Consider the following 12,835-nt stretch of genomic DNA (forward strand, 5'->3'; position numbering starts at 1 on the left):
TTGATGAGCGTATTCCGCATCAAGAAGACACTGGTGAGAACCGTGCTCGTGGTCGGGTTCGCGGCGGGACTGTCGGCCACGCTGCAAGGCTGCTTTCTCGCCGTCGGGGCCGCGGCGGGTGGCGGCGCGCTGATGGCGACCGACCGTCGCACGCTCGGCGCGCAGACCGAGGATCGCGAGATTCAGGTGAAGGCGCTGTCGCAGATCAGCCAGAATCTGCCGGACTCCGCACACGTGAACGTCACGGTGTTCAACCGCCGCGTGCTGCTGACCGGCGAGGTCGCGGGCGAAGTGTCGAAGCAGCGTGCCGAGAGCATCGTGCGGAACCTGAACAACGTGAATACGATCGTCAATGAACTGGCGATCATGCCGGCGAGTTCATTCTCGTCGCGCACCAACGACACCTACCTCGAAACGCGCGTGAAGACCGCGCTGATCGCCGAGAAGAACATTTCGGCGAACAACTTCAAGGTCGTTGCCGAGCGCGGCAACGTCTATCTGATGGGCCTCGTCACGATGGATGAGGGCAAAATCGGCGCTGATGTCACGAGCCGCGTGCCTGGGGTCGTGCAGGTCGTCAAGGTGTTCCAGTACATCCAGCCGCAGGAAGCGGAGGCCGCTGCTGCCGCTACCGCGACGGCGCCGGTGCCCGCCTCGCAGCCCGAGGTTAGTGAGCCTACTGTCGGCGCGATTCCCGATTCGGGAGTGAGCGCGCGGCCGCTCGATCAGCAGGCGCCCGCGCCAGTCAATTCGTCGACGGCGGTGCGGCCGGGTAATCCGAAGGCCGTGCCTTGATGCGGGGTGTGACGCGCGGGGGTGTTGTGTTCGCGCTGGTGGTCGGTGCGATGGCGGGCATGATGACGTCGGTTGCTTGCGCGGCTGAGGCCGCACTACGCGGCCAGCAGGTCGCCGCGGCGAATGCGTGCATGGGCTGTCACGCGGTGGATCGCAAGTTGGTTGGTCCGTCGTTTCAGCAAATCGCCGCGAAGTACAAAGGCGACGCGCAGGCGCCGGCCAAACTCGCTCGCAAGGTGAAGGACGGCGGCTCCGGCGTATGGGGCATGATTCCGATGCCGGCCCATCAATCGATGAGCGATGCAGATATTCGCACGGTGGTTGATTGGGTGCTCGCCGGCGCGCCGTCCAGATGAGGTTTTCCCGGAGCGGGAGGCTTGGCAAAAGGGAAAATGGCTGTGCTAGAATTATTTTCGTTGGGGGGGTAGCTCAGCTGGGAGAGCGTCGCGTTCGCAATGCGAAGGTCGGGAGTTCGATCCTCCTCCTCTCCACCAAAAGTTGCAGTAAAAACAACGCACTACGTCATGCGATGTAGTGCGTTGTTTTGCATTCTGGCGCAGGTTTTTGCACATTGTGTGTGGCAAATTTGTGGCGCCAACTGTGTCTCCGTCTCAGGCGTCCGGGTTGGTAAAAAAAGCGTTCGGACTCTACCGAGACTTCATCGACCGCAGAACTCAATCTTGCATGCATCAGCTTACCAACGCCGCCATGTGCATACATGTGACATGGCGCATACGGGGTCATACGCATGCAGGCACTACTCACGGTCGATCAATTGGCGGAATGCCTTCGCAAGTCAGTCGCAAGCGTTCGGAGCGACGCGACTCGGAATCCACAGTCCCTGCCTCCAGTTTGCCGCTTACCCGGTACGAAACGTCTGCTCTGGCGAGTAGAAGACGTCGAAAGCTGGCTTGTAGCGCATGTGGTGGCCGCGAGCTTCCTGACATCCGCGCCTCTCGAGAAGCCGGCGTCACCGCGACGGGGCCGCCCAACGAAGGCTGAGCAGGTCGCCCGGCAACGAAGGGAATGCCATGCTCTGGCCGAGGCCGACAATCTGACTGGCCGATCGGTCCGCTAATTCGTGGCGCTCACCGCAGTGCGGGCGAGCCAGCCTGGCGCCGGGGGCGCGGCAGTCGCACGGTTGATGAAGAATCGTGCCACTGCGGACGCAGAGAAGGCATCCGCAATCGCTCAACCGCAGCAACTCTTTCTCCCTGGCCTTGATGAGCTAAGGCGAGCGATGCCGAACCATATCGCCCGTTCGAGTCTGTTTGCGCCAGTCGCGAGGGGCGCGAAGGCGATGCACCGCGAGAGCATCTTGGTTACGCGCAAGGACGCCGTAATCAAGTTTTGGGGCGAGCAGCTGGACGAGTCTCAGGCCGACGTTTGGATGCAGATCATGTACGAGGCCACGACTCGCCCATTGGGCGAGCCCGTTCCAATTTGCCGAGCCCGGTTTCTCCGTGCCATCGGACGGCAAACTGGCAATTACGAATACGCGTGGCTTCATCGCACGATGAAAGCACTGTCTTTTGCCATGCTTGTAATCGAGGTGACCAACGACGGTAAGCCGAAAATGCACGTCGGAACCACCAAAGCGCTCCACATGCTGGACGGGTTTGACTACGACGAGGTGCGAAAATCCTACACCGTCCGGGTGGATCCGAGATGGCGCTACCTCTACGAGAATCGCGAGTTTAGCTTCATTGACTGGGAGCAACGGTTGCGGATTCGACCGGGACAAGACATGGCGAAAACCCTTCAGCGTCTTGTCGCAACTTCGGACGAGACCGTTCAGCGTTTCCGCTTGGAGTGGCTGAAGCAGAAGATGCAGTATCGCAGCCCAATGCGAAAGTTCAGGTGTTCATTGACCGCCGCCATGGATGAGTTAGAGCGGGTGGAGATTATTGCGGGCGGGCATATTACACTCAGCACCAAGGGTTTTGAACAGGCGGTGTGGACCCGTCTCCGTCCGGACTCCCATCGGGGTAGCGTTCCGTTCGCCTCGGGGTAGCATTCCGACCTATCGGGGTAGCGTTCCCTACGGACGGGGTAGCGTTCCGCTAGATGGAGCGGAGCGCTTTTGGGCAAAGCCTCCAAGGAAAGGTGATCGCCCGCTACCTTCTTACTACCTTATCTTTTACCCAAGATCGCATGTGGACAACGTTGCTCCCGGATGTACTAGGTGTGATACGGGGAGACAAGGTAGGTCGACCCGGCGATCGCTTGTTATAGTGCGCGCTCGTTAGAATCTCCTCGGCCGAAGCTGCCGATAACCTCCTTCGACTGCGACGATACGGCGTGCTGCCCGCGGCGTTAGTTGAGCCGCCCGCGACGGCGATCACCTGGTTGGCCCCTGCCCAGTCCAAGTTCAACGCATCCCATCGAGCATTATCGTCAATCCAAGGAAGAGGACGTGGGCCCATTCGCAGGCGAACGGACCCACGTCACTTTCCGTTATTCGTGCTACGCCCTCAACGGCAGACTTGCTCTTCGGGACTAATCGGCTATCGCCGACGTTTAAGAGGCGATTGGACGCCATGAAGGACGACAAAAACAATGCGCGCACGATCCGTTTAAAGGTGTCGTGCACGCTGGAAGAAAAGGCGCAGATCGAGGCGAACGCGCAGGCCGCCGGCCTGAGCGTTTCGCGCTATCTGCGCAATGTCGGAGTTGGCTACAAGATTCAAGGCGTGATCGACGCGGAGCTTGTCGGCACGCTCGCGAAGATCAACGGCGATCAGGGCCGACTTGGTGGGCTGTTGAAACTGTGGCTGACGAACAGCGAAAAGCTGGGCATTCAGGACCCGGATCACATGCGGCGGCTCATTCATGGCGTCCTAGACCGGATTGTCACAATGCAGAATGCCTTGCTCAACCTTGTGACTGAGGCAAGGTCGAAAGTTCAGCCGCTAAACGTAAGCGAGCAGCGACGAGAAATTTATACGCCTGCTCGCGACTATCACTACGTCGAGATTAACCGCCGCCTGCGGGAGCTCCATCCTGAGATCGTATTACTCACCGAGCGGGCGATGGCCGACACGGGAGCTAACATCGAAAAAGACCCCGCGTCCGGGCTGCTTTGGGTAAACGGAGAGTTCAAGGTATCGCTGGCCCTGTCCCGCTGCCGCCCGACCGAGGCCGGATCGAATCGCTGGATAATCCGCTTCGACAATGCGCTGCGGCCCGACATTACTGTTGCCGTCCGGATGGAGCTAGATGCGAAATCGATCCGCGACTACTACCTCTTGCCGGCCATCGACGTGTCGTCGGACGTCGTGCGCCTCGGCGATCATAACGACTTCGGATTCGAGGCGTACCGCTACGAAGACCTCTCCATGCTTTGCCACCTCGCGCGCCGGGTTCCACTCAAAGGAGTCAGCTATGAATGACCGCGTTGACCAGATAGTCCCCTTCCTCGGGATGCAGGGGATAGCCGTGTCCACAACTTCCGTCAACGTCACTGCTTCACACGCTTTAGCGCACGCACGTTCTGATCGCGTCCTTGATGCTCACGAACTCGGTGAGACTTATCTTCGCCGACCTGCTGCAACGATACTCAAAGATCTCACGCGAGCGCCCCATCGGCTGCCAGCCTCGAGGCGAGAACGTCTGGCCCGACTGCAGGCCATTCGGTTGCCACAACAAAACGACTTCGCGCCCGTATGAGAGCCCTTCAAGTGCGGTCGCATAGAAGACACCGTGATAACCCGCATCGAAATTGTCATTGGCGGAATCGTGAAACGGCTTCAGTACCTGACTGTTAGACGTTCAGGTTGCGCAGCCGGTGCATCATCCATTCAGCCTTGTCCTTACCATAGGCTTCGACGAGGCGCGGCATCACGCTTTCGTAGCCGGGACGCACCTGCGGATTCGGCATGTCGCAGAACAGTACGCTGTGGCCATTCCCGAAAGCGAACCGGCCGTCGTCGGTTTCGCTGTCGCCGGCGCCGAGCTTGCTGTAGTCGAGCGTGCCGCCGGGGGTATCGCCTTTCTTCGCATTCGACTCGCTGCGATGCTGCACGGTCGCAACGTAGTTGTAGTGCGCAGTGCTCACGTGGTAACCATCGAGACCGTTCTCGTTCTGCAGCTTCCAGTTGCCGTCGAACGCATAGGTCGACTTGCCGGGCAGTACGTCGAGCTCGCCGGTCGGCGACTGCGCGACCATCATGTCGAAGAAAATGCGCGCGTCGCCGAGATAATCTTCGAGCGTGTCGGTGCCGTCGACGTCGAGGCTCACGAACACGAAGCCCTTGTAGCTCGCGATGCGCGCTTTTTTCAGGCCGCGCACCGACTTGTCGAAGTCGTCGCAGTATTCGCCCGGCGCCTTCACCTTCACGAGGCGGCCGTCGTTCTTGTAGCACCATGCGTGGAACGGGCACGTGAAGGTCGACTGGTTGCCCTTGCTCATCCGCGTGAGCGTCGCGCCGCGGTGCTGGCACGCGTTGATCATCGCGTTCAGGTTGCCGGCGCCGTCGCGCGAGATGATCAGCGGCTGGCGGCCCGCGCGCATCGTCAGAAAATCGTTTTTGTTGGCGATCTCGCTTTCGTGGCACGCATATATCCAGGCCTTCTCGAAGATGTGCTCCATCTCAAGCGAGAACAACTCGGGCTCCGTGAACATCTCTCGGGCAATCCGGTACACGCCTTCCGCCGGGCGAAAGTCCAGACAGCCGCTAACGAATTCGCGCCATTCGGAGGCGCTGCGCTTCTCGCTCATGATGTGTCTCCCTCCTTGTGTCCAATCGTTTGAACGTGACAGGCTCGATTGAATACCCAAGTGAAGAGGCCAACTATCCAGCCAATATGCATTTGCTATCCGAATAATCTGGATGGCGCCTGGATAATCTGGCGATCGGGCGCAGACCCCCGCGGGCAAGAATCTGACTATGCAAACGTTTGCCAATGCGTCATGTCTGTTACGCTAACGTTTTCGTAGGTCGCGTAATTGACGGTATTGCCGGGACGCGGCCACCTCTTCACGCGCGACTTTCAGCGCAAGTCAAAAACCAAAAACGCATGGTGACGCGCGGACCGAACAACGTGATTGCGATCAGTGTCTTGCTGGCCGGCGCGATCCTCGCGATCGCCGTGTCGCTGCTCGCACAGATGCGCGAAGACGCGTTGCGGCGCGCGCAGGACTCCATCGGCAACATATCCCTGCTGGTCCAACGCGACGTGTCGCGCAATCTCGAGATTTACGACCTGTCGCTGCGCGCGGTGATCGACGGACTCAAGCAGCCGGGCGTGCTCGATCTGCCGCCGGCGATCCGCCAGATGGTGCTGTTCGACGGCGCGATCAGCGCACAGGACATGGGCTCGGTATTTGTGCTCGACGAGAACGGCAACGTGCGTTTCGATTCACGCGCGTGGCCGCCACGCGAACACAGCCACGCTGACCGCGATTACTTCAAGGTTCAGCGCGCTTCGCCCGACGTCGGCCTGTACATCAGCCGCCCGTTCAGCCAGAGCGGCACCGACGAGGACCTGCGCATCGCGCTGAGCCGGCGCATCTCGAGACCCGACGGCAGCTTCGGCGGCGTGGTGGTCGGCACGCTGCGGCTCACGTATTTCCATCGGCTGTTCGACGGCATGAAGCTCGGGCCGAGCGGCTCGATGGCATTGATGCTCAGCGACGGCACGATGCTGATGCGCCGTCCCTACGATCCGAAAACGATCGGCATCAACCTGACCGGCACGGCCAACTTCTCGCGCTTCGTCAAGCAGCCGAGCGGCGACTTCTTCGGCACCGCGGCGATCGACCGCGTCGAGCGCTGGTACGCGTTCCGCCACATCGACGGCTTTCCGCTGATCCTCGACGTCGCGTTGTCCACGCGCGACATCTACGTTCAATGGCGGCGGCGCGCATGGATCATCGGCACGCTGATCGTCGCACTCGACGTGACGATCATCGCGCTCGCGATCCTGTTCTCACGCCAGTTGCGTCTGCGCCGCGCGGCCGAGGAAGAGCTGCGCGAACTGGCGCGCACGGACGGGCTGACCGGCCTGAACAACCGCCGCACGTTCGAGGAGCACGTGAACGACGAATGGCGACGCGCGCAGCGCAACGGCAGGCCGCTGTCGCTGCTGCTGATCGATGTCGACAACTTCAAAGGCTTCAACGACCTGTACGGGCATTCGGCCGGCGACGAAGCGCTGATCGGCGTCGCGCGCTGCATCGCGCAGAACGTGCGGCGTCCGGGCGACACGGCCGCGCGGTTCGGTGGCGAGGAGTTCGCGGTGCTGCTGCCGGACACGGATGCGGCGGGCGCGCAGCGGATCGCCGAGCAGATTCGCGCGGCGGTGCAGGCGCTGCAATGCCGCCATGTGGCGAGCACGCATCACGTGCTGACGGTGAGCGCGGGAGCGGCCACCGCTCAGGGCGCGGCGTTCGCGACCAGCCGCGCGCTGGTCGACGCCGCCGACCAGGCGCTGTATCGCGCGAAGGATGCCGGTCGCAATCGGGTGATGGCGTACGGCGCGACGATGGGCGACTCTTCGCCGGCCAGCGCCGCTGTGACGCCGGATATCGACGCGCGCGGCGCGGAGTGACGCGCACCCGAGCCGTGCTTGTCAACCCGCTTCATGGCCTGCTTCATGGCCCGCTTCATGGCCCGCTTCATAGCCTGCTTGCCAGCCCTTATCGCTCTCCGTAAACTCGCGCGTAACTTCGCCGGACCCACGCCGCAGCGCGTGATCGGCATACACCACGCCGACCCTGAGGAGAATCCCCGCGATGGCCGCATCCTATTTCCCCCGCTGGCGCCGCCAGCCTGCCGCCGCCGAGGGCGGCATCGTCGGCATCGACGAACGGCTCGGCTGGCCGCAGATGTTCGCGATGGGCGTCCAGCACGTCGTCGCAATGTTCGGCTCGACCGTGCTCGCACCGCTGCTGATGGGCTTCGATCCGAACCTGGCCATCTTCATGTCGGGCATCGGCACGCTGCTGTTCTTCGTGCTCGTCGGCGGGCGCGTGCCGAGCTACCTCGGTTCGAGCTTCGCGTTCATCGGTCTCGTGATCGCGGTGACCGGCTACGGTGGACACGGCGCGAACCCGAACATTCCGGTCGCGTTGGGCGGCATCATCGCGTGCGGTGTTGCGTACGGGGTGATCGGGCTGATCGTGTCGGCGGTCGGCACGGCCTGGATCGAAACGCTGATGCCGCCGGTCGTGACCGGCGCGATCGTCTGCGTGATCGGTCTGAACCTCGCGCCCATCGCCGTGCATGGCGTGAGCGGCAGCAATTTCGAATCGTGGATGGCGCTCGTCACGGTGCTGTGCGTCGGCGCGGTCGCGGTGTTCACGCGCGGCATGCTGCAGCGTCTGCTCATCCTGATCGGCCTGCTGCTCGCCTACGTCATCTACGCGATCGTCACGAACGGCCTCGGCATGGGCAAGCCGATCGATTTCTCGATCGTCCAGAACGCCGCGTGGTTCGGCATGCCGCACTTCATGTCGCCGGTGTTCGACCCGCACGCGATGACGCTGCTCGCGCCGATCGCGGTGATCCTCGTCGCCGAAAACCTCGGCCACATCAAGGCCGTCAGCGCGATGACGGGACAGAACCTCGACCGTTACATCGGCCGCGCGTTTCTCGGCGACGCGCTCGCGACGGTCGTATCGGGCTTCGCGGGCGGCACCGGCGTGACCACATACGCGGAAAACATCGGCGTGATGGCGGTCACGAAGATCTATTCGACGCTGGTGTTCGTGATCGCCGCGTTGATCGCGCTCGTGCTCGGCTTCTCGCCGAAGTTCGGCGCTGTGATCCAGACGATTCCGGGGCCGGTGCTGGGCGGCGTGTCGATTGTCGTGTTCGGGCTGATCGCGGTGACGGGCGCGCGCATCTGGGTCGTCAACAAGGTCGACTTCTCCGATAACCGCAATCTGATCGTCGCGGCCGTCACGCTCGTGCTTGGCGCCGGCGACTTCTCGCTGAAGCTCGGCAGCTTCGGGCTCGGCGGCATCGGCACAGCGACGTTCGGCGCGATCATTCTGTACGCGCTGTTGAGAAGGAAGCCGACGCAAGGGCCGGTGGCCTGAGCGTCTTTTATTGGCACCGGCAGTTCAAGCGCCGGTGCCGAGCTCGATCCAGCAGCGAACTCCTACCTTTTGCGCGCGGTCAGCGCCGTCTCCGACAGATCCACTTCGCGCATCAGCTTGTTCATCGTCTCGTCGTTGATGCGCTGGGAGTCGCGCAAATCGAGCAGCGTCTTGCGCTCGGCGCGCATCGCCGCGAGCTTCATGCGGAATTCGAGCGCATCGGCACGGCGCGCGAGTTCGCGTGGCGCCTGGTCGTCGTCGAGTGATGCGAGGCGGCGGCGGTACAGGTCCATCACGCGCGCGGTCACATCGGTCGCATAGGCCTGAGCCGATTCCTCGAGGTCCGCGCACTCGGTGTCGTGCAGATGATCGATCGCGCGAATCGCCGATTGCGCGGCCAGCGTGCGCGCGAGCGCTTCTTCTGCCGCATGCGGGTCCTTGCCGCGCCGCCAGCCGCGCAGCAGCAGCGGCAACGCGACGACCGCCACCAGCAGCGACAGCAGGATCACGCCCGACGCGATGAAGATCGCGAGGTCGCGTCCCGGCAGCGGCGTGCCGTTAGGCAGCACCTCCGGCAGCGACAGCACGCCCGCGAGCGTCACTGCGCCGCGCACGCCGGCTACCGTCGTCACCGACACCATGCGCAACCCCGGCACCGCGTTCGCGACACCGTGTTTCGTCGCGCCGCGGCTCGCGAACCAGCGCAGCAGCCACACCCACGCGAAGCGCATCGCGTATAGCGCGAGCGCCACCGCAACGATATAGCCGATCAGCAGCACGACCTGCGCGTCGTTGGTTTCGTGCGCATCGAGCAGCGCGCGGCCGAGGATGTGCGGAAACTGCAGGCCGAGCATGATGAACACCATGCCGTTGAACACGAACTCGATCATCGTCCACGTGCTCGTGGCCCGCACGCGTGAGGCGACCTGCCACTTTTCCATGATGCTCGCGTAATTCATCATCATGCCGGCGGAGACCGCGGCGAGAATGCCCGACAGCTCGAAGCGCTCGGCGGTCAGATAGGCGGCGAACGGAATCAGCAGCGTCATCACGACGCCCGGCGCGGGATCGCCTTCCTCGGTGAGATTCAGGAAACGCGCGGACACGAAGCTGAACACCGCACTCACCGCTGCGCCGACCGCGAGGCCGCCTACCGCGATGACCACGAAGCTCACCGACGCCGCACGCAGCGAGAACGCCCCGGTCAGCGCAGCGGCGATCGCGAACTTCAGCGCGACGAGGCCCGACGCGTCGTTCATCAGCGCCTCGCCTTCGAGGATATGCATCAGCTGCCCAGGAATCTTGCCCTTGCCGGCGATACCCGACAGCGCGACCGCGTCGGTGGGCGACAGCACTGCGGCGAGCGCGAACGCGACCGGCAGCGAGATCTGCGGCACCAGCAAGTGCACGAAGTGACCGACGACCAGCACCGTCATGAACACGAGACCCAGCGCGAGCATCAGGATCGCGCGGCGCGCCATGAAGAACTCGCGCTTCGGAATGCGCCAGCCATCCGCGAACAGCAGGGGCGGAATGAACAGCAGCATGAAGATCTCCGGATCGAACGCGACGTGCAGATCGAGGCGAGGCCATGCGAGGATCGCGCCGATCGCGATCTGCACGAGGGGCAACGGCAGCTTGAACGGCAGCGCGCGGGTCAGCACACCGGACGCGGCGACGGCCAGTAGCAGGATCAGAACGGTGAAGACTATTTCCATCGTGAATTCCGGGTGGATGAAGGGGCCATCCGCGCACCGCATCGGTGCGCGCCACGCCCCCGGGCGGCGCACGAACACTGTCGCCGGTGCAATCTTTCGGGCGAATTACAGCACAGTGTGCGCCAGCGTGCGCATGGACCTTGCTTAACCGGTAACGATGACGCACATTTGAGAGACGGTGTCGGTCTAGTTGCCGTTCGCTTTCTGACCGGCCGGTTCTCGCGTGAGAGGATTGCATGACGACTGCGCAACAGGACAGGGCGGCAAGCGTGCCGCACGGCTTCGAGGTCGAGGTGACCTCGGGCCTTCGACGCTATTCGGTGCAGCACGGCGAACTGACGCTGACTAGCGTGTTCCAGCCGATTTTCAGTTTGTCGCACCTGCGCGCGGTTGGCTACGAGGGCTTGCTGCGCGCGCACGACGCGCTCGATCGCGCGGTGTCGCCGCTCGACGTATTCGGCGAGGCCGCGCGCCTCGGCGACGCGCTGCAGATCGACCGGCTCGCGCAGACGCTGCATCTGGAGAACTTCAAGGTGCTCGGCGCGGAGCGCGAATGGTTGTTCCTGAACGTGCATCCGGGCGTGCTGACCGACCCGTATCTCGCGGCCGCTTTGCTGGCCAATCTGCGGCGGCTCGATCTGTCGCCGCGGCGTGTCGTGCTCGAAGTGCTCGAGCAGCGCGCCGAAGATCTCGATCGACTCGCCGACGCGGTGCGCGAGTTCCGCGAGCGCGGCTTCCTGATCGCGCTCGATGATTTCGGTGCCGGCCATTCGAACATCGAGCGGATCTGGCAACTGAATCCCGATATCGTGAAGCTCGACCGCATCATGCTGTCGCACGCCGCGCATCGCGCCGACATGGCGACGATCCTGCCGGGGCTCGTGTCGCTGCTGCATGAGGCGGGCAAGCTCGTGCTGATCGAGGGCGTCGAGACTGAGCACGAAGCTCAAATGGCGCTCGCCTGCAATGCGGACTTCGTGCAGGGGTTTTTCTTCGGCCGGCCGAGTCCCGGTATTGCCGATGCGATCCACACGGCGATTTGCATCGGCGAAGTCACCGAGCGTTATCGCGCGCAGGCCGAGGCGCGCGAGCGGCGCAGCGCGATCCGGCTCGCGCCGTATCTGCGCGCGTTCGAGCGCGCCGCGGAGCGTCTCGCCGCCGGAGAGCCGCTCGACGAGGTGTGCTGGAATTTCCTCGCGCTCGATCACGCGGCGCGCTGTTTTCTGCTCGATGCGAAGGGCCGCCAGGCTGGCCGCAACGTCGTGCTGCGCGCCGATCGCGCGGCGCACGAAACGCGCTTTCTGCCGCTCGCCGACGCGCAGGGCGCGAACTGGCTGCGTCGGCCGTACTTCAGCGTCGCGATCAATGCGCCGGAGCGCGTGCACGTGACGCGGCCGTATCTGTCGATCAACGAGGCGTTGCCGTGTGTGACGCTGTCGGTGGCGACGCGCGTGGGCAGCGAGACCTGCGTGCTGTGCGGCGATATCGATTGGGTCGAGGACGAACGCGGCGCGCGCATCTGACATGATGTCGTTTTCAACGACACCAGGTTGCATTCATGTCCGTGCTGCTCGAAGTGATTGCCACGACCGTCGCCGATGCGCGCGCTGCCGCGCAAGCCGGAGCCGACCGTCTCGAACTCGTGACCGCGATGGGCGAGGGCGGTCTGACGCCGAGTGTGGGCTTGATCGAGGCGGTGGTAGCCGCGGTCCGCATACCCGTGAACGTGATCGTGCGGCCGCATAGCCGCTCGTTCGTCTACGACGCCGACGATTACGCGGTGATGCTGCGCGACATCCGTGTGGTGAAGGCGGCGGGCGCGAACGGCATCGTGATCGGCATGCTGGATGCCGAGCGCGCGATCGACCGAGAAGGTCTCGCGCGCGCGTGCGAAGCAGCCGATGGACTCGCGATCACGTTCCATCGCGCGTTCGATAAAGCGCGCGATCTGCGCGAAGCGCTCGATGTATTGCTCGGTTTCGACGCGGTGACGAACGTGCTGACGTCGGGCGGAAAGCCGTCGGTGCTGCAGGCGCAAGCCGTGGTCAGCGAGCTGGTGCGGCAGGCTGAAGGCTCGCCGTGCACGGTGCTCGCCGGTGCCGGCTTGACGGTCGATGCGGTCGAGGACTTCGTGAGCAACACGCACGTCGAGGCCGTCCATTTCGGCTCCGGCGTGCGCGTGAACGGCAACGGACTCGCGCCCGTCGATCCGGCGAAAGTGATGCAGGTGAGGGCGCTGCTCGACGCGACGTAAAACCGAGCAGCGCAACGAACGTAC

8 protein-coding genes, 1 tRNA gene and 2 pseudogenes are annotated in these 12,835 nt (G+C 63.5%); 9 read left to right on the top strand and 2 right to left on the bottom strand.

Features of this window, described 5'->3' with window-relative positions; genetic code table 11:
• The first annotated feature begins 3 nt into the window (after positions 1-3).
• The 5 genes and pseudogenes from AB3X89_RS10965 to AB3X89_RS10985 form a co-directional block, all read left to right on the top strand.
• Entirely contained in the window at positions 4-795 is a 792-nt protein-coding gene (locus tag AB3X89_RS10965; protein ID WP_368583280.1) for a BON domain-containing protein, read from the top strand.
• Positions 795-1,151 carry a c-type cytochrome gene (locus tag AB3X89_RS10970; protein WP_368583281.1) on the top strand — a complete coding sequence of 119 codons (357 nt, stop codon included), beginning with the start codon at positions 795-797 and terminating at the stop codon, positions 1,149-1,151. Before AB3X89_RS10965 ends, AB3X89_RS10970 begins: the two co-directional genes overlap by 1 nt.
• A gap of 62 nt (positions 1,152-1,213) precedes the next feature.
• Positions 1,214-1,289, top strand: a tRNA-Ala gene (locus AB3X89_RS10975).
• Positions 1,290-1,939: 650 nt separating this feature from the next.
• Positions 1,940-2,809, top strand: a complete 870-nt coding sequence (gene trfA / locus AB3X89_RS10980) for a plasmid replication initiator TrfA (RefSeq protein ID WP_368583282.1) — start codon at positions 1,940-1,942, stop codon at positions 2,807-2,809.
• A gap of 526 nt (positions 2,810-3,335) precedes the next feature.
• Positions 3,336-3,578: pseudogene (locus AB3X89_RS10985) on the top strand (conjugal transfer protein TraJ); the annotation flags it as partial.
• 983 nt (positions 3,579-4,561) lie between these two features.
• On the opposite strand, the pseudogene AB3X89_RS10990 reads toward AB3X89_RS10985, so the two are convergent.
• Positions 4,562-5,515, bottom strand: a pseudogene (locus tag AB3X89_RS10990) (Rieske 2Fe-2S domain-containing protein); the annotation flags it as partial.
• Between the two features lie 299 nt (positions 5,516-5,814).
• On the opposite strand from AB3X89_RS10990, the gene AB3X89_RS10995 reads away from it, so the two are divergent.
• Together AB3X89_RS10995 and AB3X89_RS11000 are read left to right on the top strand one after the other, a co-directional pair.
• A complete protein-coding gene (locus AB3X89_RS10995) occupies positions 5,815-7,347 on the top strand; it encodes a diguanylate cyclase (RefSeq protein WP_368583283.1) in 1,533 nt (510 codons plus the stop codon).
• Positions 7,348-7,531: 184 nt separating this feature from the next.
• Complete coding sequence (locus AB3X89_RS11000; protein WP_368583284.1) at positions 7,532-8,839, top strand: solute carrier family 23 protein; 1,308 nt, start codon at positions 7,532-7,534, stop codon at positions 8,837-8,839.
• A gap of 62 nt (positions 8,840-8,901) precedes the next feature.
• Here AB3X89_RS11000 and AB3X89_RS11005 read toward each other — a convergent pair whose 3' ends face one another.
• On the bottom strand, positions 8,902-10,557 hold the full coding sequence (locus AB3X89_RS11005; RefSeq protein WP_368583285.1) for a Na+/H+ antiporter: 1,656 nt from the start codon (positions 10,555-10,557) through the stop codon (positions 8,902-8,904).
• A gap of 236 nt (positions 10,558-10,793) precedes the next feature.
• On the opposite strand from AB3X89_RS11005, the gene AB3X89_RS11010 reads away from it, so the two are divergent.
• Positions 10,794-12,080, top strand: a complete 1,287-nt coding sequence (locus AB3X89_RS11010; RefSeq protein WP_368583286.1) for an EAL domain-containing protein — start codon at positions 10,794-10,796, stop codon at positions 12,078-12,080.
• Between the two features lie 35 nt (positions 12,081-12,115).
• Positions 12,116-12,811, top strand: a complete 696-nt coding sequence (locus AB3X89_RS11015; protein WP_368583287.1) for a copper homeostasis protein CutC — start codon at positions 12,116-12,118, stop codon at positions 12,809-12,811.
• Positions 12,812-12,835: the final 24 nt, after the last annotated feature.

The organism is Paraburkholderia sp. BR14320 (assembly GCF_040948665.1).
Lineage (GTDB): Bacteria > Pseudomonadota > Gammaproteobacteria > Burkholderiales > Burkholderiaceae > Paraburkholderia > Paraburkholderia youngii.